This is a genomic window from Paraburkholderia tropica (assembly GCF_900109265.1).
GTDB classification, from domain to species: Bacteria; Pseudomonadota; Gammaproteobacteria; order Burkholderiales; family Burkholderiaceae; genus Paraburkholderia; species Paraburkholderia tropica.
Window position 1 is genome coordinate 89400 of record NZ_FNZM01000015.1, and the last position, 21264, is coordinate 110663.

Consider the following 21264-nt stretch of genomic DNA (forward strand, 5'->3'; position numbering starts at 1 on the left):
AGGCGGAGACACGACGAACTCAGAGTGCCATGAGCTATGAGACGCACCGGTTAGTCAAGCTGGTCGGTTTCCGGAACGGCAGAGGGAACGGCATGAAGTTACCGTGAAATCCGTCAATATGAGAGAAATGGTGGGGCGATGAGGTGATCAGATTGGAGCGCTGATTGTTAGGAAAATTCCGAGGTTGGGTACCACCTCGCGTCCTGTCTGCCTGCACTTGACGGCCGTCAAGCTGTGTTGCGGCCCTAAAGTGCAATATAAGATTCTCTGCTGGCCCGAAGGGCAGGGGCTCTCAGCCTAAGGGCGGTGCCACGCCCGCTGGTTCCTTACAGCGCCAGTCTCTAAACCGCGGCCGAGTTCCGATGTCTCTCGGCCGCGGGTATAGGGCTTTACTTAATTTCACGTTGCAACTTTTTTCTGGCCTTCGCGTCTGCCGCCTTTGTCGTGTGGTTTGATAGATAAGGAATGCAGATCAATCTGACGGGACGGCAATGGCCCCGGAACTTCTTGATTATTACCTGCGGCAGTTGACGTACGTCACGGGGCTGTTTAGTGAATTCGCACAGAAGCACCCAAAGATCGCCGCGAGGCTCGGCGCGCACGGGAACGAAGTACGCGACCCCTACATCGATCGACTGCTTCAGGCGTATGCATTGAGTGCGGCGCATTCGGAAATGCGCATTGACCGCTGGCCGCTTGAAATTCCACAGCGTCTGCTCGATTGCATTGATGTCAACTTTAATGCGCCTCTGCCGTCGCTGGGCGTGACGCGGTTCCAGCCCGACGCGAAGGGTGTGCATACGCCCGAGGGGGCGTTGTTGCCCCGCGATACGCGCCTGAGCATGGGTACGTCCGGGCCAGAATATTCCGATGGGCAAGCGCGACTACCAGCGGCAATTCTGGATGAGTGACTGGGATTACCTCAACCTGCTGTGGCAGGAATGGGGTCTGTGCTTCTACTGGGAAGGAAGCACGCTGGTGATGATTGATAACCACGGTTATCCGGGCCAGGACGAACCGTACAGGACGGTCCGGTATATCGAGCGCGGCGGCCAGCGTGTTGATGAGGAGCATATCCACAAGCTGAAGTATGGCCGAGGTTTGACCACGGGACAGGTGGTCTTGATGGACTACGACTATACGATGGCGGACGTGAATGGTTATGCGCGCAAAATGGGGCAGCGCAGCGACACCATGAACGATAACGCCGAGGAATATAACTGGGGCGACTACGCGCAGCCGATGCAGGGCGGCATGGGCCTGAACTCGGAACGCAATGACGAGGAGTTTGAGGGCGACCATCTGGCGCTGGTGCGCAGCGACGCGCATCGTAACAAGTCACTTGTCATCAAGGGTAGTGGGAAGCCGAGCCTGATTTTCGCGCCCAGCGAGATCGCGGACGCGCGGGTGGTCAACGGCAAGTTGCGCATCCGCCTTTACAGCCTGGGCATGCTCGGGCCGAACGGCCCGTTGCCACTGCATGTCACGGAAATCGCCCGCGAGCGCGAAGAACATCGGCGCGATCCGACGTTGAGCAATTTCCTCGACATCTTTCATCATGGCGCGCTCGCGTTGCTTTACCGCGCATGGGCGTCGGCGCAATCGGTCGTAAGCCTCGACCGGCCCGAGCGGGACAGGTTTTCGTTCTACGTCGGCAGTCTGTCGGGCTGCATGTTCCGGTACACACGAACTGTATCGTTGCCTACGCACGCAAGGCTTGCCGCTTCGCCTCATCTGATACGCGAAGCGCGCAGTCCCGATGCGCTGGCCGCATCAACAGCCTGGCACTTTGGCGTGCCGGTGCGCATTGAGGAACTTTCGGATGACTGGAGCGCGCTGCCCTCTGAGCTGCAATGCCGCATGGGGCAAGAGGTGGGAGCCGCCACGCTGGGGTGCGGAGCCATGCTGGGTGGTCACGTGTTCTCCCGGTCTCACCGTTTCTGCATGGTGATAGGGCCGGTCGATCTGGAAACGTATCAGCGCTTCACGCCGCAGGGAAAGGACTTGCTGCGGCTGATTGCCTGGGTGCGGGCGTACATCGGACGGGAGTATGAATGGCTGCTGGAATTACAGATTCGGCCGGATTGCATGCCGGAGGCAATGTTAGGGGATCAGCACAAATTGGGCTGGTCAAGCTGGATGGGGCGGCAGGCAGGTCGGCAGCCGGTGGTCGGTATGCGCATCGAACCTGAACAATATCTGAGGCAACTCGCAGTGGATGGTCGGAACGATGGACGAATGAGTCCGATGCTCCCTGTGGGCGGCGTGCACGATGTATCTTGTTGAACCGGCGCCGGCCTTTGCGGACAGAATATGGCTGTGATCGCGATCGTGACGCTGATGAATCCACAACTCGCAAGCCACCGATGCGAGCAGACGGCTGGCGGGCGGTGTGATCGGACGTATAAGCGTGGGGTTTGCAGGTCTGGTCGTGCTGTGTAATGCGGCGGTGAGTGTTCCGGAACTTACCGGGTCGCGCGCGTTCAGTCCGGGGTGATAGCGGGCGGAATCCGCGACTGTTCCAAATTTTGTGTGCAGCGCACCATATACAACCAAGCCAGTAAATATGAAAAATAGACGAAGGTGGCCGGATAGCGTCAGCTTTGCTAGCGGTGCCGCAGGCGAGAATTTCAGCCAGTGCCACCCAGATGCTGATATCGGTAACACCACGGTTGCAAGCATCCACCGTTCCACCCGATAATCGCAGTCGATACGCCTGACGACGCACCCCAAGCGTCGCGGCCTTCCCCTCGCCACTACCCGTCGCGCCGTGCTCAAAAACTCGCGCTTTGTCGGTCTTCTGCATATCCCCGGTTTCCTGCCGCTTGCCGGCGCCACCCTGATGCTCGGCGTGGCGATGTCGTTCACCGCGCCCTATCTCTCGCTATTCGGCGTCGAGCGCGCGGGTATGACGCCGCTGCGGCTCGGCCTGTTCATGACGACGATCGCCATGAGCGGCGTGATCGCCAGCACGGCGGCGGGCCGCTGGAGCGACGCCACCGGCAAGCATCGGCCGCTGTTGCTCGCCTCGCTATGCGCGGCCACGCTCGGCTATATCTCCCTGTGCATCGTGCGCGACTACCGGCTGCTGCTCGTGGTCGGCATCGCGTTCATCGGCGCGGGCGGCTGCGCGCTGTCGCTGGTGTTCTCGTTCAGCCGCGCGGCGCTGCCCTGCGCGGACGATGCCGAACGCACTTTCGCCAGCGCGACGCTGCGCACGATTCTCTCGGCGGCGTGGGTGTTCGGCCCGGCGGTCGGCGCGCTGGTGCTGGCGGCCACGAGCTTCTACGGCCTCTTTCTGTTCGCGGCGGCGAGCTTCGCGGCGTGCGGCTTCATCGTCTGGCGCATGCGCGAGCCGCGCGCCGACGAGCACGCCACCCAACATCTGATGACGCGTCCCAGGGCGCAGGAAGTCGCCCAGGAAATCGCCGAGGAGGCGATCGCGCCGTACGAAGGGCAGCCGCTCACGCAGGCGGAAGTGCAGCCCGCCGTGAAGCAGCGCGTGCGCGCAGACGCGCCCGAAGCCACGCAAAAAGACATCATGCGCGCCGTCGTGGCGCTCACGCTCATCGGCCTCGCGGCCAACGCGACGATGATCGTGCTGCCGCTCTACATCGTCCATGGGCTGGACGGCACGCGCATCGACGTTTCGATCATGCTCGGTCTCGGCGCGTTCATGGAAATCCCGATGATGCTCGCGCTCGGCGCGAAGGCCTCGAAGCTCAACAAGCCGAACTGGCTCGCGGCGTGTGCGGTCGTGCACGCGGTGTACTTCGCGTCGATGGCGGCGGCGCCCGGTGTGCATTCGCTCATCCCGATGCAGATTCTCAACGCATTCGTGGTGGCCGTGACGTCGTGCCTCGGCATGACCTACGTGCAGGATCTGATGCCCGAGTCGCCGGGGCGCGCGACGGCGCTGTTCTTCAATGCGTCGCGGCTCGGTTCGATTCTTTCCGGCGTGCTGTCGGGCTTGCTCGTGCAGGCCTTCGGTTATCGCGGCACGTTCCTGTTCTGCGGTGTGCTGGCGCTGTGCGCGCTCGTGCTGTTCGCGGTGCCGGGCGAGCAATATCCGAAGATGTCGCGCGCGCTGCGCCGGTTCGTGCGCGAGCGCGTGGCGTCGCGTACGCGTCGCGACTGAGCGGCGTCGCGGTTATCCGGCTGATTGATCAGGCATCCGAATCAATTTTTCACCAAGGCAAAGCGGCGCGATCGACGCGCCGCTGCCTGAATCTTCCCGCGTGGCGTTACTGTGCGGTTTCCGTCAGGCGAATTGCGTTCGTGCTGCCGGTTTCATCGGCGAAATCTTCGGCGTCGACATCGTAGCCCGACGGTTCCCAGCGCACCGCGAGCAGCGCCGCGAGACCGGCGAGCGGCGCGATGGCGATGATCCAGAACACGCGCGTGCTGAGCGCGGCGGCAAGCACGGGGAACAGGAACAGCGACACGGTCGAGCTTGCGCGCATCAGCGTCTGGTTCAGGCCCACGCCCACGCCGCGCAGCGACGTCGGGTAGCCGAGCGATGCGAACGTCATGCTGTGCGAGCCGGGCCCGATGCCCTGGCCGAACAGGAAGGCGGCGAGCAGCGCGACGGCGCTCACGACTTCCGGCGTCGTCGACGGCTTGCCGACGATCGCGAGGCCCACGAGCGCGCAGAACTGGATCGTGTAGCCCCAGACCGTCATCCTCCACGCGCCGAAGCGCGGCACCGTGCGCACGGCGATCAGGCCACCGACGAACGCAAAACCCAGGTTGAGCGCGAGCGAGGCGAGGATGGTGGTGAGCATCGACTGCGCGAGGAAGCTCGAGATGATCACGGGCAGGCCGAACGCGACCGCGTTGTACGCGAACGAGGAGGCCACGCCGATCACGGTCGCGAGCGTCGTGCGTCGCGCGTAGACGCCGCGCATCAGCGCGCCGTAGTTCTTCCACGACGCCACGCGTGCGGGTTTCGCGGCGGCCGCCTGACGTGCTTCCGGCGCGACTTCGGCGTCGATGCCGTAGGAGCGTTTGAGGATGCGCGCGGCATCGGCGAGATCGCCCTGGTTCGCGGCCCACACCGGCGACTCGCTGATGTAGCGGCTGCGAATCGCGATGATGACGAGCGCGGGCACCGCGCCGAAACCGAGCGTCAGGCGCCACAGCAGGTGCGAGTGCGAGGCGGGCAGCGTCGAGTACAGCGCGAGCACGAGCAGATACGAGACGCTGATCGCCGCATACCAGACGGGGCACCACATCGCCACGCGCGCGGCTTTGTTGCCGCGTCCGGCGAGGCGCGAGAACTCGGCGAGGAAGGCCATCGCCACCGGCAGGTCGATGCCCACGCCGAGGCCCATCACGAAGCGCGCGCCGCCCAGCACCCATGCGTTGGGCGCGAGCGCGCAGGCGATCGCCGCGACCACGAAGAAGAACATGTCGGCCATGAACACGCGGTAGCGGCCGATGCGGTCGGTCAGGAAGCCGCCGAGGAACGCGCCGACGATTGCGCCGAAGGTGATCGCCGAGGCCACGAAGCCGGTGCCGGCGGGCGTCAGTGAGAATTCGCGCGCGACGTCCTTGAGGCCGAAGGCGAGGGCGCCCAGGTCGTAGGCGTCGAGGAACACGCCGCCCAGCGCGATCGCGACGACGATGCGTGCGTTGCTGCCGGGCGCGCCGCCCGCGTTGACGAGCCGCGAGACGTCGGCGGCGCTGCGGATGAGCGGACGGCCGGCGTGGGACGAAGAGGAAGCCGAAGCGGGGGCGGATGCGGGGGCGGAAGCGGACGAGACGGACATGCGAGGCGGGGCGGCAACGAGGAGCAACGAAAACTGCGGGCGGCGCAATGCCGGTCGAAGGCGCAGATGCTACCGGCGACGGCGCGCTCGCCCAAATCGTTTTTGGTTATGAGCTCATGCCTTGCGAGGCCGGTGTCCGGGCCGGACGCGTCGCGGGCATGACGACTGGCGTGGCAGGGAGCCAGTCAGCGCACAGAATCAGTGCATATAGGTCACGCGGCGCGCGCGGTCGCTCAGTTGCACGCCGGCGTCGAGCAGCGCGATGGCGAACCAGCGCGCGGTCTTGAGCATGCCGCTCACGCTCGGCGTCGGCAGCCAGTCGTTGAGCAGCTGCACGGCGGCTTCGCTGCGCGTCGATTGCAGCAGCGCGATCACCTGCAGGAGCGAGCCTTCGTCCTTGGCCAGCTCCGAGGCGCAGCGGCAGCGCGTGTCGAGCGGGCGGCACGACGCGCGGCACAGCGTACCCATCAGCAGATCGAAGTGGCCGATGCCATCGACGGCGATACCGGCGTCGGCCAGCACGCCGCGCCAGTTTTCGTCCTTGGCGTAGGCGTCGCAATGCGGACGCAGCCAGGTGCGCACGGCGCGCAGCACGGTTTGCTCGGCGCTGTCGGGATGATGGACGAAGGTGTCGTCGATCAGGGTGTCGTTTCTCGTAAACGGGGCGGTGTAGTTCATGGAGCCTCCGGCGAACGGTCAAGCGTGGCGCGGACGCTCCGCGCTCACATGATTCGGTGCCGGTCTCGCCGGCATGGGCTCCATGATGCGGCAATTTTTTATCAAATGCAAATGATTCTCATTTGATATTTAATGCGCATGGCGGGAGGAGGATGAACCGGACCGCGGCGTTCGTCGAGGCGTGGCGCCGTTTCGGCTGGGCGGAAAGGACTCTTCCAGGCGGCCCGCTTAATTCGGGGTCCGCAACCCGCTACAGTGCGCCCATGCGTGTTCCAGCGTCGCTGGCGCATCGTGAGAGTTTGGCCCCTGCCCGCATACGGCAGGGGCTTTTTTTTGCGCTGCGCAAACGGTCGCAAGATGGGGCCGGAACGTCTTTTCGACGCTCGCGACGGACCGCTCTCGCTGTCTAAGTAATTGAAGCGAAAGATACAAGTAATGTATTATTCAGCCCGCGCTGCGCGACAGCATGCCGCGCCAGGTGGGGCTTGCGAGGTCGAAACAGGTGATTTCGGAGTAAAAAGCGGGCTTCAGAGGCCGTTTTGTCGTTTTTCTTCGTAGTATAATTTCGAATAAAAACAATGACTTGCATCAATCTTCGATCCGGCTCGCATTGTTGCGCTGCAAAAGTTCCGTATTCCGATTACCCTCGTTAACCCTTGAACGTGTGTTGCATTTCGCCGCTCAGCTGACAAAGACATTACAGCCAGCCCGGTTCGATTTTCACCCCGCGTCAATCTTTCAAATTGCTTGCGCCCGGGCGGCGCGCTGTCGAAGCTATTTGCTCCGCATTTTTAAGGTCCTGTTGAAATGCAATCCGTTCCATTTCTGAGTCTGGCGATCTGGATTCCCATCCTGTTCGGCGTGGCTGTGCTGCGTCTGGGGTCGGACCGTCATCCGCAGCGCGCGCGCTGGCTTTCGCTGATCGGCTCCATCGTCGGTCTGCTGCTGACGCTGCCGCTCATCAGCGGCTTCGACAACCACGAAGCCGGCATGCAGTTCGTCGAATTCCGCAACTGGCTGCCCGAGTTCGGCGTGGCGTGGCGTCTGGGGATCGATGGCATTTCGATGTGGCTCGTCGTGCTTACCGCGTTCACGACGCTGGTGATCGTGATCGCCTCGTGGGAGTCGATCACCGTGCGCGTCGCCCAGTACTTCGGCGCGTTCCTGATCCTCTCGGGCCTGATGGTCGGCACCTTTGCGGCCACGGACGGCATGCTGTTCTTCGTGTTCTTCGAAGCCACGCTGATCCCGCTGTACCTGCTGATCGGCACGTGGGGCCACGCCCGCCGCACGTACGCCGCGGTCAAGTTCTTCTTCTTCTCGTTCGGCGGCTCGCTGCTGATGCTGCTGTCGATGCTGTATCTCTACAGCCAGTCGCACACCTTCGACATGTCGGCGTGGCATAACCTCACGCTCGGCTTCGTCCCGCAGGTGCTGGTGTTCATCGGCTTCTTCGCGGCCTTCGCGGTCAAGGTGCCGATGTGGCCGTTCCACACCTGGCTGCCCGACGTCCACCTCGAAGCGCCCACCGGCGCGACCGTGCTGATGGCCATGCTCAAGCTCGGCGGCTACGGCTTCCTGCGCTTCACGCTGCCGATCACGCCGGACGCCGCGCACTTCTTCGCGCCCGTGATCATCACGCTGTCGCTGGTGGCGGTGGTGTACTCGAGCCTGCTCGCGCTCGCGCAGACCGACATGACCAAACTGCTCGCGTACTCGACGGTCGCCCACATGGGCCTCGTCACGCTGGGCCTGTTCCTCTTCAACCAGATCGGCACCGAAGGCGCGATCGTTCAGATGATTTCGTACGGCTTCGTCTCGGGCGCGCTGCTGCTGTCGGTTGGCGTGCTGTTCGACCGTACCAAGACGCGCACGATCGCGGCTTACGGCGGCGTGGTCAACGTGATGCCGCGCTACGCGACGTTCATGATGCTGTTCTGCATGGCCAACGTCGGCCTGCCGGGCACCTCGGGCTTCGTGGGCGAGTTCATGGTCATCATGGGCGCGATCCGCGTGAACTTCTGGATCGGTGCGATCGCCACGACCACGGTCGTGCTCAGCGCCGCGTACACGCTGTGGATGTACAAGCGCGTGATCTTCGGCGCGGTGGCGAACAAGAGCGTCGCGAAGCTGGCTGACATCGGCCGCCGCGAAACGCTGATCTTCGCGTCGCTCGCCGCACTGGTGCTGGCGGTGGGCATCTATCCGAAGCCCATGACCGACGCGATCGAGCTCTCGGCCGCGAACCTCGTCGCTCAGGCCGGCCGCACCAAGCAGCCGACCGACGAAGCCGCGAACGCCAACACGGATGCCGTGCGCGCCGGTTCGGCCGGTGCGGACGTGCGTGCGGTTTCGCTGACCGAGCGTTCGCCGACGTAAGCAGCACGTTCACTGTAGTTAAAGAATGACGACGCACGCGCGCGCCGTCCCGCGAGTGTTCGCGGCACGGCGCGCGTGTACGTTCAAGAGTTTCCGAATTGCAAGATTCGGGAAAAAAGCCGCGGCGAGTCTGCGTTGGAATAAGGGCAGGGCATGACGTGCGTGTGTTGATGAGGCGCGACGAACCTCGCGAACACATGTGACAAAGTGTCTCACTTTTGTTTTGACAAAGATCATTTTCAACATTCATTGATTGTTATTGATCAAAGCGGCTGTATGATGCGGTCGCGCTTCCTTTGCGTGATGTCAGGGGTAGTGCCCGGAACTATTCAATGAATGAAATTCAGGCAAACGTGATGAAAAGAACAACCTTTCAAAGGTTATTGCTTCCCGTCAGCGCCGGATTGGCCATGTGTCTTTCCGGCTGCAACATGGAAGTCCTCGACCCCAAAGGGAGCGTGGGCATGGCGGAAAAGTCGCTGATCGCGACCTCCACCTGGGCCATGCTGATCGTGGTGATCCCCGTGATCATCCTGACGCTGTGGTTCGCGTACCGCTACCGCGCTTCCAACCGCAACGCCACCTACGCACCGAAATGGTCGCACTCGACGGCGATTGAAATCGTCGTCTGGACGGTCCCCACACTGATCATCCTGTTTCTCGGCGTGCTCACGTGGAAGACCACCCACGAGCTCGACCCGTACAAGCCGCTCGAATCGAACGTCAAGCCGATCAACGTCGAAGTTGTGGCGCTCGACTGGAAGTGGCTGTTCATCTATCCGGATCTGGGCATCGCGACGGTGAACCAGCTGGCCGTGCCCGTCGGCACGCCGGTGAACTTCAGCATCACGTCGGATTCGGTGATGAACTCGTTCTTCATCCCGCAGCTTGGCACCCAGGTCTACGCGATGGCAGGCATGCAGACCCGTCTGCACCTGATCGCCGATCACGCTGGCGATTACGCCGGTCTGTCGGCGAACTTCAGCGGCAAGGGCTTCTCGGACATGAAGTTCCGCACGCTCGCCACGAGCCAGCAAGACTTCGACGCGTGGGTTCAGAAGGTCAAGGCGTCCTCGACGCAGCTTTCGATGGACCAGTACGCGACGGTCGCGCAGCCGAGCGAAAAGGCGCCTGTTGAGTACTTCTCGACGGTGGATCCGAAGCTCTTCAACAACATCATCGCGAAGTACAACAACGGCCACGTCACGAATTTCAGTGACCCGTCCTGCGTGACCAAGGGGTAATCCAAGCATGTTCGGAAAACTTACACTGGACGCCATTCCGTATCACGAGCCGATTATTCTCGGCACGATGATCGGGATGGCAATCATCGGCGCATTCGTGCTCGGTGGCGTCACTTACCTCGGTAAGTGGAAATATCTGTGGACCGAGTGGCTGACGAGCGTCGACCACAAGCGTCTGGGCGTGATGTACATCGTGCTCGCCCTGATCATGCTGCTGCGCGGCTTCGCCGACGCCATCATGATGCGTACCCAGCTCGCGCTGGCGTACAACGCGCCGGGCTACCTCCCGCCGCACCACTACGACCAGATCTTCACGGCTCACGGCGTGATCATGATCTTCTTCATGGCCATGGCTTTCATGGTTGGCCTGATGAACATCGTGGTGCCGCTGCAGATCGGTGCGCGCGACGTCGCGTTCCCGTTCCTGAACTCGCTGTCGTTCTGGATGACCGCCGTTGGCGCGATCCTGCTGATGATCTCGCTGGTCGTCGGTGAGTTCGCCATGACGGGCTGGCTCGCATATCCGCCGCTTTCGGAGCTGGCATACAGTCCAGGCGTCGGGGTCGACTACTACCTGTGGGCGCTGCAGATCTCGGGTGTCGGCACGCTGCTGACCGGCGTGAACTTCTTCGTCACTATCATCAAGATGCGTGCCCCCGGCATGACGCTGATGAAGATGCCGGTGTTCACGTGGACGGCACTGTGCACGAACGTGCTGATCATGGCCGCGTTCCCGATCCTGACCGTCACGCTCGCGCTGCTCGGCCTGGACCGTTACGTCGGCACGCACTTCTTCACGAATGACGGCGGCGGCAACGCCATGCTGTACCTGAACCTGATCTGGGCCTGGGGTCACCCCGAGGTGTACATCTTGATCCTGCCGGCGTTCGGTATTTTCTCGGAAGTCGTTGCGACCTACGCGAAGAAGCCGCTGTTCGGTTACACCACCATGGTCTACGCGACCTGCTCGATCATGGTGCTCTCGTTCCTCGTGTGGCTGCATCACTTCTTCACGATGGGTTCGGGCGCCGACGTCAATGCGTTCTTCGGCATCATGACGATGATCATCGCGATCCCGACGGGCGTGAAGATCTTCAACTGGCTGTTCACGATCTACCGCGGTCGCCTCGAGTTCACCTCGCCGGTGCTGTGGACGCTCGGCTTCATGGTCACCTTCACCATCGGCGGCATGACCGGCGTGATGATGGCGATCCCGGGCGCGGACTTCGTGCTGCACAACTCGCTGTTCCTGATTGCTCACTTCCACAACGTGATCATCGGCGGCGTGCTGTTCGGCTACCTGGCCGGCTTCAACTACTGGTTCCCGAAGGCGTTCGGCTTCAAGCTGAACGAAAAGCTGGGCAAGCGCGCGTTCTGGTTCTGGCTCGTGGGCTTCTACGTTGCATTTACGCCGCTGTACGTGCTGGGCTTCATGGGCGCAACCCGCCGTCTGAACCACTACGACAATCCGGCATGGCATCCGTGGATGGTCATCGCCTGGGTTGGCGCCGTGCTCGTGGCAATCGGTATCGCTCACCAGCTGATGCAGCTGTACGTGTCGATCCGCGACCGCAACCTGCCGGAAAACCGCGACCTGACGGGCGATCCGTGGGGTGGCCGTACGCTGGAGTGGTCGATGTCGTCGCCGCCGCCGGTCTACAACTTCCCGGTTATCCCGAACGTGTCGGAACTCGATGAATTCCATCACCTGAAGGAAATGGGCCGCGAAACGCCGGACGTCGCGAACACGCATTACACCGATATCCACATGCCCTCGAACACGAGCGCAGGTCTGTTCATCGGTTTCTTCAGCCTGGTGCTCGGCTTTGCTGGCATCTGGCACATCTGGTGGCTCATGATCGTCGGCTTCGTCGGTATTCTCGGCACGGCTATCGCTTACAGCTTCCAGAAGAACGAAGGCTATTACATCCCGGCCGCCAAGGTCCGGGCGGACGAAGAAGCGCGTAGTCGCGCACTGGTCAAGGCGTTTGCTGACAAGCAGCGCGGTGGCAAGGTTGAAGAAGCACTGGAGGCCAACTGATGTTGACGAAAACTGGTGCGGCCGCACTTGCGGAGCACGATCACCACGATCACCCGCCGTCACACTCGGTGTTCGGTTTCTGGCTGTACCTGATGACCGACTGTATTCTGTTCGGCTCGCTGTTCGCAGTGTTCGCCGTGATGCAGAACCAGTTCGCAGGCGGCCCGACGGGTAAGGATCTGTTCGACATCCAGGGCGTGGCGATGGAAACGGCAGTGCTGCTGCTGTCGTCCATCACCTACGGTTTCGCCATGATCGGCGCGCACAAGCAGCGCAAGGGTCAAGTGCTGGTCTGGCTGGCGATCACCTTCCTGCTGGGCGCGACGTTCCTGTACTTCGAACTGCATGAGTTCGCGCACATGATCGCCGAGGGCAACGGCCCGCAGCGCAGCGCCTTCCTGTCGTCGTTCTTCACGCTGGTCGCCACCCACGGTATCCACGTGACGATGGGCATGATCTGGATGATCGTCCTCATGGTTCAAGCCGTGAAGGCGCCGGTGCTGGGCGAGCGCGAAATCCGCCGCCTCGCGTGCCTGAGCCTCTTCTGGCACTTCTTGGACATCGTCTGGATTTGCGTGTTCTCCTTTGTTTATCTTGCGAGCGTGATCTAAATGAGTGCTCATTCCATCCATGAAGAAGAAAGCCATGGCAGCGTAGCTAGCTACGTGGCAGGTTTCGTCCTGGCGGTGGTGCTCACGGCCGCTTCGTTCTGGCTCGTGCTGCACGGCGGCTTCCCGCGTGAAACCGCGCTGCTCGGCCTCGCCGTGCTGGCTGTGGTGCAGATCGTGGTCCATCTCGTGTTCTTCCTGCACATGAACACGTCGTCGGGCCAGCGCTGGAACGTGACGGCATTTGGCTTCACGGTGTTGACGGTCCTGATCGTGGTCGTCGGTACGCTGTGGGTCATGCACAACGTCAGCATGAACATGATGTCGCGTTGATTTTTCAATCAGCGATATCGGCTTGATCCGCATCCGGCGTTCGCGCCGGATCGCAAACAAGCAAAACGCCGCCTGGGCTTGCGCCCGGCGGCGTTTTTCTTTTGCGGCATGCCGACGTGCTTTCGCGTGTTCAGGCGCCGAAGCGCTGGCGCACGATCGCGGCGACGGCGCAGCCGAGCTTGTGATGCTGATCGGCCTCGTAGTGGATGCCGTCGGTCGCGCTGACGGTGGCGACTTCGCCGGCGTCGAGAAACGCCGAGCCGTGCTTGACCGCCACGCGCTCGTAGAGCGGCGCGAGCAGCCGCGATTTCGCCGCGCCGCCCGTGAAGATCGCGCCGAGAAAGCCGACCTCGTCGATCGGTACGGGCGCCATCAGCAGGACGTGCGGCGTCGCGCCGCCCGGGCCCGCGCGGCAGGCGGCCAGGGTTTCGAGCAGGACGTCGACGGAATGGGCGATGTCGGCGGGCGTGACCGAAAAGCGCGTCTTGAGGTCGTTGGTGCCGAGCATGAGCACGACTACGTCGACGGGCAACTGGCTTTCGAGGCACGGCCGCAGATACGCGAGGCCGTTCTTGTGGCGGCCCTCGATCGGGTCGTCGTGGACGGTGGTGCGCGCGGGCAGGCCTTCCTCGACGATCTTCCAGCCGCTGCCCAGCGTCTCGGCCAGCACGCCGGGCCAGCGGTCGGCGGGGGCGAATCGTTCGAGCACACCGGGAAGATTGAGCGGCTTGGTGCCGTGCGTGTTGGAATCGCCGTAGCAGAGCAGGGTGCGTGGGGTCATGAGGCTACGCTCCAGAATGAGTGCGGGTGAAAGTTTCCGATACGAAACAGCCGTGCGGCGGGCTGCGTCAGAGTACTGCGTGACAGGACGGCGAGACGTGTGCCGAAAGCTTGCGCTAAAAACCCCATTGACGATCGGGAGAAGCCTAGACGACTGGTCTAATCGGGCTGTAACATGCCCTCCCATGAATGCAGCGCCAGCCGTGGAAGTGCGGCAACACATCCTCGATACCGCCATGCCCATTTTGCTGGGCAAGGGCTTTTCGGCCGTCGGTCTCAATGAGATCCTGGCGGCGGCCGGCGTGCCCAAAGGGTCGTTCTATCATTATTTCGGTTCGAAAGAGGCGTTCGGCGAAGCTTTGCTGACGTTCTATTTCACCGAATATGCGGAACGCCTGGAGGCGCAACTCGTGCGCGCGCCCGGCACGGCGCGCGAGCGTCTGATGCGTTATTTCGAGGAATGGCGCGCGATGCAGTGCGCGGACGGCCCCGACGGCAAGTGCCTCGCCGTGAAGCTGGGCGCCGAAGTCAGCGACCTGTCGGAGCCAATGCGCGTGGTCCTGCGTCGCGGCACCGACGAGATCATCGGGCGCATCGCGGCGTGTATCGAAGAAGGACTCGCGGACGGTTCGCTCGAAGGCGTGCGCAACGCCTCGGGCACGGCGGGCACGCTGTACGAACTCTGGCTGGGCGCGACGCTGATGGAAAAAATCCGCCGAGACCGCAGCCCGCTCGATTCGGCCATGGCGACCACGCGCGCCTTGTTGAACCTGCCGCCCGCAACGTGATCGAACGCGCAGCGGCGTCATCGTAGCGCCCGCGTCGCAATCCCCATCCATAGAGACAGAGACAGCGCCGCTTGCCGGGCGCAGCAAAGAGGGCCGCTTCATGCGGCGAAGGTCTAGACGACCGGTCTAATAACGCGCGCTTGCACACCGCTTGCATACCGATTTCGTGCCAACGCGCACACATGGACCGGTTCCGAACGGACGCGCAAGCGCCCGGACATCACCGAACAAGGAACGCCGATGAAGGTACTGATCGTTTTGACTTCGCACGAAGACCTCGGCAACACGGGCAAGAAGACGGGCTTCTGGCTCGAGGAATTCGCCGCGCCGTACTACGCGCTGCGCGATGCCGGCGCGCAGCTCACGCTCGCGTCGCCCAAGGGCGGCCAGCCGCCGCTCGATCCGAAGAGCAGCGATCCGTCCGCGCAGACCGACGCCACGCGCCGCTTCAACGCGGACGCCGCCGCGAAGGCCGAGCTGGCCAATACGCAGCGTCTCGCCGATATCGACGCGAGCGACTTCGACGCGGTGTTCTATCCGGGCGGCCACGGCCCGCTGTGGGATCTCGCCGAAGATCCGGTCTCGATCGCGCTGATCGAAAAGACGCTCGCGGCGGGCAAGCCGGTCGCGGCCGTGTGCCACGCGCCGGGCGTGCTGCGTCACGTGAAAGGCGCCGACGGCAAGCCGCTCGTGGCGGGCAAGTCGGTCGCCGGTTTCTCGAACAGCGAGGAAGCGGCCGTGGGGCTGACCGATGTGGTGCCGTTCCTCGTCGAGGACATGCTCAAGCGCAACGGCGGCCGCTACACCAAGGGCCCCGACTGGGCGCCGCACGTCGTGGTCGACGGGCTGCTCATCACGGGCCAGAACCCGGCTTCGTCGGAGCCGGTCGCCGAAGCCTTGCTCGCCGCGCTCAAGCGCTCATGAGCGGCTGACGCAGGCGGCGCCGGCGTTCTGCGCGCCGCCTGCGTTTTCACACACCTTTTCCTTTCGGCAACGCCTTGTGCCGCGCGCGACGCGGCGGGGCGCGTGCGTGCCACCTGCGTGCCGCCGAAAGCCCCATTTCGCGTTTTCGCGTTTCCGTTTCATCGCGGGTGAGCGCCGCGCCCATCGCATCCGTTGCGATCCGCGTTCGGCTGAACCCATTTTTCATGTGACCGGACCCCGGCGCGTGTGCGCCGCTCCGATCGACACAGGAGAGCTGTTGATGTCTGCATTGTTCGAACCGTTCAAGCTCAAGGACGTATCGCTGCGCAACCGTATCGCCGTGCCGCCGATGTGCCAGTACATGGCCAACGACGGCGTGATCAACGACTGGCACCACGTTCACTACGCGCAGATTGCGCGCGGCGGCGCGGGCGTCGTGATCGTCGAAGCCACGGCGGTGTCGCCGGAAGGCCGCATCACGCCGGGCTGCACGGGTATCTGGAATGACGAGCAGGCCCAGGCGTTCGTGCCGACCGTGAAGGCGATCAAGGCGGCCGGCTCGGTGCCGGGCATCCAGATCGCGCACGCGGGCCGCAAGGCGAGCGCGAACCGTCCGTGGGAAGGCGACGATCATCTGCCCGAAGGCGATCCGCGCGGCTGGCAAACCATCGCGCCGTCGGCGATTCCGTTCGGCGCGAATCTGCCGAAGGTCCCGAAGGCGATGACGCTCGACGATATCGCGCGTGTGCGCGAGGACTTCGTCGCCGCCGCGAAGCGCGCGCTCGACGCGGGCTTCGAATGGCTCGAACTGCATTTCGCGCACGGCTATCTGGGTCAGAGTTTCTTTTCGGAACATTCGAACCAGCGCGACGACGCCTATGGCGGCAGCCTCGAAAACCGCAGCCGTTTCCTGCTGGAAACGCTCGCAGCGGTTCGCAAGGTCTGGCCGGAACATCTGCCGCTGACGGCGCGTTTCGGCGTGATCGAGTACGATGGCCGCGACGAGCAGACGCTCGCCGAGTCGATCGAACTCGCGAAGAACTTCAAGCGCGAAGGCCTCGACATGCTGAGCGTGAGCGTCGGTTTCTCGACGCCGACGGCGCAGATTCCGTGGGCGCCCGCGTTCCTCGCACCGATCGCGCAGAAGGTGCGCCGAGCGACCGGTCTGCCGGTGTCGTCGGCATGGGGCATCGGCACGCCGGAACTGGCCGAGCGTTCGGTCGCCTCGGAGCAGCTCGATCTCGTGATGGTGGGCCGCGCGCATCTCGCGAACCCGCATTGGCCGTACTTCGCCGCGCAGCAGCTCAACGTCGAGCGCGCCGCGTGGACGCTGCCCGCACCGTACGCGCACTGGCTCGAACGCTACAAGGCCTGAGCGCGCCTCGCACCGGTCGGCAGGTTGCCGATCGGAAACTTCGTTGACGACAGGAAACAACGATGAGCATCTACATCTTTGCAAGCATTACGCCGAAGGCCGAACACGTTGCCGACCTCGAAGCGGTACTGCGCAATATGGTGGTCCATTCGCGCCGTGAGCCGGGCAATCTGCGTTACGACCTGCTGCGTCGCGCGGACGGCACGCCGGGCTTTCACGTCTACGAAACCTATGCGGATGAAGCGGCCATTCAGGCACATCGCGACAGCCCGCATTACGTGGCGTTTCGCGCGCAAATCGGCGAGTGGCTGGCCGAGCCCGTGGACGTCAAGGTGCTGACGGGCGTTGATATCGCGGCCTGATTGTGCGCCTGATTTTGCTGCCTGATTGTGCTGCCTGATTTGGCGTCGGCGTAGCATAAAAAAACGCCGGGCTTTCGAGCCCGGCGTTTTTTATTGGCGAACGCTTCGATGAAGCGAGTGCGGATTAGCTCGCGAAGTCGAGCACCACGCGGCCTTCGATGGCGCCGCGTTCCATGCGCGCGAAAATGTCGTTGATGTTTTCGAGCTTGTCGGTGCTTACGGTGGCCTTGACCTTGCCTTCCTGCGCGAACATCAACGACTCCTCGAGGTCGAGGCGCGTACCGACGATCGAGCCGCGCACGGTGACGCCGCTCAGCACCATGTCGAAGATGGGCAGCGGGAAGTCGCCGGGCGGCAGGCCGTTCAGCGACACCGTGCCGCCGCGCCTGACCATGCCGAGTGCCTGTGAGAACGCGATGGGCGACACCGCCGTGACGAGCACGCCGTGCGCGCCGCCGATTTCCTTCTTCAGATACGCCGCCGGGTCGGTGGTTTTCGCGTTGACGGTGACGGTGGCGCCGAGACGCCTGGCGAGTTCGAGCTTTGCGTCGTCGACGTCGACCGCCGCCACGTTGAGCCCCATCGCGCGGGCGTATTGCACCGCCATGTGGCCGAGGCCGCCGATGCCTGAGATGACGACCCAGTTGCCGGGCCGCGTGTCGGTGACCTTGAGGCCCTTGTAGACCGTGACGCCCGCGCAGAGCACCGGCGCGACGTCGATGAAATCGACGCCCTTGGGCAGCAGGCCCACGTAATTGGCGTCGGCTTTCGCGTATTGCGCGAAGCCGCCGTTGACGGAATAGCCGGTGTTTTTCTGCGTTTCGCAGAGCGTTTCCCAGCCGCCGAGGCAATGCTCGCAATGACCGCAGGCCGAGTAGAGCCACGGAATGCCCACGCGGTCGCCTTCCTTCACGTGCTTGACGCCGCTGCCGACGCCCACGACGTAGCCCACGCCTTCGTGCCCCGGAATGAAGGGCGGTTCCGGCTTCACGGGCCAGTCGCCGTGCGCGGCGTGCAGGTCGGTATGGCAGACACCGCAGGCTTCGATCTTCACGAGGAGTTCGCCGGGGCCGGGTTCGGGTATGGCCACTTCTTCGATGACGAGTGGTTTTCCGAACGCGCGAACTACCGCGGCTTGCATTGTCTTGCTCATCGTCGGGCTCCTGTTGCTGGTGAAGATGGGAAATGAAGATGGGACGTAAAGCGCGAAAGTGGTGCATGCGTGGTGCATGCACCACTTTCAACACGCGTTTCAGTGTGCCGAAAAGCGCGGTGCGATGCGTTGAGCTTGCGCATGCGTTATCGAATAAAAATCACTGAAATGGGCATGCGATGTTTATTAACGAAGGGAATGGACGAGGAAATGAAATGGGAAATTAAATCGGATGACGAATTAAATGGCGGGTTCTGAAAAGGCGAATTCCGGCGTATTCAGGAACCGGTTCGGCGTCCGATTACAATCGGGGGATCGCACCTCGACTGGCTTACCCGGATGCAGACCGAAGAACTTTTTCAGCGCGCGCATGAACAGCATATTGCGGGCCATCTCGCGCAGGCGCGGGACCTCTACCTGCAGATCGTCGCGCTCGATCCGGCGCATGGCGCCGCGCAATTCCGGCTCGCGGTCATCGGCATTCAGGAAAATCGCTTTCAGGACGCTATCGAACGGCTGACGAAAGCGCTCGAAGTCGAGCCGGGCAACCGGCGGTATCGCGAGGCGCTCGGGCAGGCGCTGGCGTTCGCGCAGCGCCATGCCGAGGCTGCATCGGTCTATCGCGGCCTGATCGACGAAGACGCCGCCGATGCCGATCACTGGTTCGGCCTCGCCAGCGCGTTGCAGGCGCAGGGCGCAGTGTCCGACGCGGCGCTCGCCTGGGAAGGCGTCGCGCAGCGCGATCCGCAGCGCGCCGACGCGCTGAATAACCTCGGCAACTGCCGCCGTCTGCTCGGCGAACCCGCGCTCGCGCAGGCCGCTTACGCGCGCGCGCTCGCGGCGCAGCCGGGCAATGCCGATGCGCTCACCAATCTCGGCACCTTGCTGCAAGCGCAAGGCCAGCACGCGCAGGCGCTGCCCTTGCTGCGCGAGGCCGTGGCGGCCGCGCCCGATTCGGCGGCCGCGCTCGTCAATCTCGGCGCGCTGCTGATGGACGAAGCGCACGCGCAGGAAGCCGCGGACGTGCTCGCCCGCGCGGTGGCGCTCGCGCCGGATTTCGCGCCGGCGGCCTACAACTACGGCAACGCGCTGCACGCGCTGGGGCAGCGGCGCGAGGCGCAGGCGCAGTATCGGCGCGCGTTGGCGATCGATCCCGCGCATGCGGAGGCCGCGAACAATCTCGGCAACGTGTGCCGCGAACTCGGCGAGCACAAGGCCGCGATGGACGCATTCGACACGGCGTTGAAGGCGCGGCCCGATTTCGTCGATGCCTGTAACAACGCGGCCAATCTGCACCGCGCGCTCGGGCATCAGGACGCCGCGCGCGCGCTGTTGAGCCAGGCGCTCGCGCTCGCGCCTCACCATTCGCCGACGCTCAACAACCTCGGCAACGTGTTCAAGGATTGCGGCGAACTCGACGACGGCGTGACCTGCTTCCGGCAAGCCGTGGCGAGCGATCCGCGCAATCTCACCGCGCACAGCAATCTGCTTTATGCGCTGTCGTTCCAGTCCTTCGATGGCGAGGAGATCGCGGCCGAAGCGCGCCGCCTCGCCGCGCAACACGAAGCGCCGCTGCGTGCCGAACGTATCGCGCACGCGCCGCGCAGCGCGCAGGGGCGGCGTCTGCGCATCGCGTATGTGTCGTCGGATTTTCGTGAGCATTGCCAGGCATTGTTCATGACGCCGCTGCTTTCGCATCACGATCGAAGCCGCTTCGAGATTCACGCGTATTCGAGCGTCGTGCGCGCGGACGCCACCACGGCGCAACTCGCGGCACACGTGGACCACTGGCACGACGTGCGTCTGCTCGACGACGCCGCGCTCGCGGCGCGCATTCAGGCGGACGGCATCGATATTCTCGTCGATCTCGCGATGCATATGGCCGATGGCCGTCCGTTGCTGTTCGCGCGCCAGCCGGCGCCGGTGCAGGTCGCGTGGCTCGCGTATCCCGGCACCACGGGGCTCGATGCGATCGGTTATCGGCTCAGTGACCCGCATCTTGATCCCCATCTTGATCCGCAGGCTGAACCTGCGATGCACGACCGCCACTACACCGAACGCACGCTGCGTCTGCCCGACACATTCTGGTGCTACGACCCGCTTGCGCAAGAGCCCGCCGTAAACGCGCTGCCCGCCGCGCAAACGGGGCAGGTCACGCTGGGCAGCCTGAACAATCCGTGCAAGCTCACGGAGGCGACGCTCGCGCTGTGGTCCGGCGTGTTCGCGGCCTTGCCGCAGGCGCGTCTGCTGCTGATGGCCGCGCAGGGCGAGGCGCGCGAACGTCTGCTGACGCGTCTCGCGCGTCACGGCATCGACGCCGCGCGCGTGCGTTTCGTGCCGTTCCAGCCGCGCGACGCCTATTTGCGCACCTGGCACGAGATCGATCTGGCGCTCGATACGCTGCCGTACAACGGCCACACCACGAGCCTCGACGCGATGTGGATGGGCGTGCCGGTGGTCACGCGCGTTGGCACGACCTGCGCCGGACGGGCGGGGCTGTCGCAACTGGCGAATCTGGGTCTCGATGAGCTGGCCGCTTTTTCCGACGAGGCGTTCGTGGAGACCGTGGCCGCGCTCGTCAACGATCTGCCGCGTCTGGCCGCGCTGCGGGCGAGCTTGCGGGCGCGGATGGAGGCGTCGCCGCTGATGGATGGCGCGCGATTTGCGCGCGGCATGGAGTCTGCTTACGAGACGATGTGGCGCGAATGGACGCGAGAGCGCGGCTGAATTGGCTACGGTCCGGCGCGGCGCGTTGAGCCGTCCCGGCCCGCGCCGATGCAAACGGCGTAGGCCGTTCGGCCGGCTTGACGAGCCACAAACCGGGCTTG

The 21264-nt window shown here is 63.7% G+C and carries 17 protein-coding genes; 13 read left to right on the plus strand and 4 right to left on the minus strand.

Going from position 1 to position 21264, the window contains the following annotated elements; all coding sequences use genetic code 11:
• The first annotated feature begins 491 nt into the window (after positions 1 to 491).
• The 3 genes from BMY06_RS24850 to BMY06_RS24860 all read left to right on the plus strand — a co-directional run bounded on the left by BMY06_RS24850 (position 492) and on the right by BMY06_RS24860 (position 4138).
• Positions 492 to 911 (plus strand): type VI secretion system baseplate subunit TssF, encoded by a 420-nt coding sequence (locus BMY06_RS24850; RefSeq protein WP_074985885.1) that lies wholly within the window; start codon positions 492 to 494, stop codon positions 909 to 911.
• A complete protein-coding gene (gene tssG / locus BMY06_RS24855; RefSeq protein ID WP_074985887.1) occupies positions 871 to 2286 on the plus strand; it encodes a type VI secretion system baseplate subunit TssG in 1416 nt (471 codons plus the stop codon). The genes BMY06_RS24850 and tssG overlap by 41 nt, the downstream gene beginning before the upstream one ends.
• A gap of 484 nt (positions 2287 to 2770) precedes the next feature.
• Positions 2771 to 4138, plus strand: coding sequence for a sugar efflux transporter (locus BMY06_RS24860; RefSeq protein ID WP_074985889.1), 1368 nt, complete (start codon positions 2771 to 2773; stop codon positions 4136 to 4138).
• A gap of 106 nt (positions 4139 to 4244) precedes the next feature.
• Here BMY06_RS24860 and BMY06_RS24865 read toward each other — a convergent pair whose 3' ends face one another.
• Together BMY06_RS24865 and BMY06_RS24870 are read right to left on the minus strand one after the other, a co-directional pair.
• Positions 4245 to 5771: an MFS transporter gene (locus BMY06_RS24865; RefSeq protein ID WP_074985891.1), complete on the minus strand. Its 1527-nt coding sequence runs from the start codon at positions 5769 to 5771 to the stop codon at positions 4245 to 4247.
• 198 nt (positions 5772 to 5969) lie between these two features.
• Positions 5970 to 6449: a hypothetical protein gene (locus BMY06_RS24870; protein WP_065065961.1), complete on the minus strand. Its 480-nt coding sequence runs from the start codon at positions 6447 to 6449 to the stop codon at positions 5970 to 5972.
• 807 nt (positions 6450 to 7256) lie between these two features.
• Here BMY06_RS24870 and BMY06_RS24875 point away from each other — a divergent pair.
• The 5 genes from BMY06_RS24875 to cyoD all read left to right on the plus strand — a co-directional run bounded on the left by BMY06_RS24875 (position 7257) and on the right by cyoD (position 13054).
• Complete coding sequence (locus BMY06_RS24875; RefSeq protein ID WP_074985893.1) at positions 7257 to 8828, plus strand: NADH-quinone oxidoreductase subunit M; 1572 nt, start codon at positions 7257 to 7259, stop codon at positions 8826 to 8828.
• Positions 8829 to 9184: 356 nt separating this feature from the next.
• Positions 9185 to 10072, plus strand: a complete 888-nt coding sequence (gene cyoA / locus BMY06_RS24880; RefSeq protein ID WP_065065976.1) for a ubiquinol oxidase subunit II — start codon at positions 9185 to 9187, stop codon at positions 10070 to 10072.
• Between the two features lie 7 nt (positions 10073 to 10079).
• Complete coding sequence (gene cyoB, locus BMY06_RS24885; protein ID WP_065065959.1) at positions 10080 to 12113, plus strand: cytochrome o ubiquinol oxidase subunit I; 2034 nt, start codon at positions 10080 to 10082, stop codon at positions 12111 to 12113.
• The gene (gene cyoC / locus BMY06_RS24890; protein ID WP_074985895.1) at positions 12113 to 12724 is read left to right on the plus strand and encodes a cytochrome o ubiquinol oxidase subunit III; all 612 of its coding nucleotides are present in this window, start codon (positions 12113 to 12115) and stop codon (positions 12722 to 12724) included. Before cyoB ends, cyoC begins: the two co-directional genes overlap by 1 nt.
• Entirely contained in the window at positions 12725 to 13054 is a 330-nt protein-coding gene (cyoD, locus tag BMY06_RS24895; protein ID WP_065065957.1) for a cytochrome o ubiquinol oxidase subunit IV, read from the plus strand.
• A gap of 130 nt (positions 13055 to 13184) precedes the next feature.
• Here the strand turns inward: cyoD and BMY06_RS24900 are convergent, their stop codons facing one another.
• Positions 13185 to 13835 (minus strand): SGNH/GDSL hydrolase family protein, encoded by a 651-nt coding sequence (locus BMY06_RS24900; RefSeq protein WP_074985896.1) that lies wholly within the window; start codon positions 13833 to 13835, stop codon positions 13185 to 13187.
• 184 nt (positions 13836 to 14019) lie between these two features.
• Here BMY06_RS24900 and BMY06_RS24905 point away from each other — a divergent pair, with 184 nt between their 5' ends.
• From BMY06_RS24905 to BMY06_RS24920, 4 genes are all read left to right on the plus strand, one after another.
• The gene (locus BMY06_RS24905) at positions 14020 to 14622 is read left to right on the plus strand and encodes a TetR/AcrR family transcriptional regulator (protein WP_065065955.1); all 603 of its coding nucleotides are present in this window, start codon (positions 14020 to 14022) and stop codon (positions 14620 to 14622) included.
• A 240-nt stretch (positions 14623 to 14862) separates the two neighbouring features.
• Positions 14863 to 15546 carry a type 1 glutamine amidotransferase domain-containing protein gene (locus BMY06_RS24910; RefSeq protein WP_074985898.1) on the plus strand — a complete coding sequence of 228 codons (684 nt, stop codon included), beginning with the start codon at positions 14863 to 14865 and terminating at the stop codon, positions 15544 to 15546.
• Positions 15547 to 15826: 280 nt separating this feature from the next.
• Positions 15827 to 16921, plus strand: a complete 1095-nt coding sequence (locus BMY06_RS24915) for an NADH:flavin oxidoreductase/NADH oxidase (RefSeq protein WP_065065953.1) — start codon at positions 15827 to 15829, stop codon at positions 16919 to 16921.
• Between the two features lie 62 nt (positions 16922 to 16983).
• Complete coding sequence (locus BMY06_RS24920) at positions 16984 to 17283, plus strand: putative quinol monooxygenase (protein WP_065065952.1); 300 nt, start codon at positions 16984 to 16986, stop codon at positions 17281 to 17283.
• A gap of 124 nt (positions 17284 to 17407) precedes the next feature.
• Here the strand turns inward: BMY06_RS24920 and adhP are convergent, their stop codons facing one another.
• Positions 17408 to 18436: an alcohol dehydrogenase AdhP gene (gene adhP, locus BMY06_RS24925; protein WP_074985900.1), complete on the minus strand. Its 1029-nt coding sequence runs from the start codon at positions 18434 to 18436 to the stop codon at positions 17408 to 17410.
• A gap of 339 nt (positions 18437 to 18775) precedes the next feature.
• On the opposite strand from adhP, the gene BMY06_RS24930 reads away from it, so the two are divergent.
• Positions 18776 to 21163, plus strand: coding sequence for a tetratricopeptide repeat protein (locus BMY06_RS24930; protein WP_074985902.1), 2388 nt, complete (start codon positions 18776 to 18778; stop codon positions 21161 to 21163).
• The last annotated feature ends 101 nt before the right edge of the window (positions 21164 to 21264 follow it).

Coding starts and splice junctions, on each gene's coding strand:
- BMY06_RS24850 (WP_074985885.1), top strand. CDS start 492: ATGGCCCCGGAACTTCTTGATTATTACCTGCGGCAGTTGACGTACGTC.
- tssG (WP_074985887.1), top strand. CDS start 871: ATGGGCAAGCGCGACTACCAGCGGCAATTCTGGATGAGTGACTGGGAT.
- BMY06_RS24865 (WP_074985891.1), bottom strand. CDS start 5,771: ATGTCCGTCTCGTCCGCTTCCGCCCCCGCATCCGCCCCCGCTTCGGCT.
- BMY06_RS24870 (WP_065065961.1), bottom strand. CDS start 6,449: ATGAACTACACCGCCCCGTTTACGAGAAACGACACCCTGATCGACGAC.
- BMY06_RS24875 (WP_074985893.1), top strand. CDS start 7,257: ATGCAATCCGTTCCATTTCTGAGTCTGGCGATCTGGATTCCCATCCTG.
- cyoA (WP_065065976.1), top strand. CDS start 9,185: ATGAAAAGAACAACCTTTCAAAGGTTATTGCTTCCCGTCAGCGCCGGA.
- cyoB (WP_065065959.1), top strand. CDS start 10,080: ATGTTCGGAAAACTTACACTGGACGCCATTCCGTATCACGAGCCGATT.
- cyoC (WP_074985895.1), top strand. CDS start 12,113: ATGTTGACGAAAACTGGTGCGGCCGCACTTGCGGAGCACGATCACCAC.
- cyoD (WP_065065957.1), top strand. CDS start 12,725: ATGAGTGCTCATTCCATCCATGAAGAAGAAAGCCATGGCAGCGTAGCT.
- BMY06_RS24900 (WP_074985896.1), bottom strand. CDS start 13,835: ATGACCCCACGCACCCTGCTCTGCTACGGCGATTCCAACACGCACGGC.
- BMY06_RS24905 (WP_065065955.1), top strand. CDS start 14,020: ATGAATGCAGCGCCAGCCGTGGAAGTGCGGCAACACATCCTCGATACC.
- BMY06_RS24910 (WP_074985898.1), top strand. CDS start 14,863: ATGAAGGTACTGATCGTTTTGACTTCGCACGAAGACCTCGGCAACACG.
- BMY06_RS24915 (WP_065065953.1), top strand. CDS start 15,827: ATGTCTGCATTGTTCGAACCGTTCAAGCTCAAGGACGTATCGCTGCGC.
- BMY06_RS24920 (WP_065065952.1), top strand. CDS start 16,984: ATGAGCATCTACATCTTTGCAAGCATTACGCCGAAGGCCGAACACGTT.
- adhP (WP_074985900.1), bottom strand. CDS start 18,436: ATGAGCAAGACAATGCAAGCCGCGGTAGTTCGCGCGTTCGGAAAACCA.
- BMY06_RS24930 (WP_074985902.1), top strand. CDS start 18,776: ATGCAGACCGAAGAACTTTTTCAGCGCGCGCATGAACAGCATATTGCG.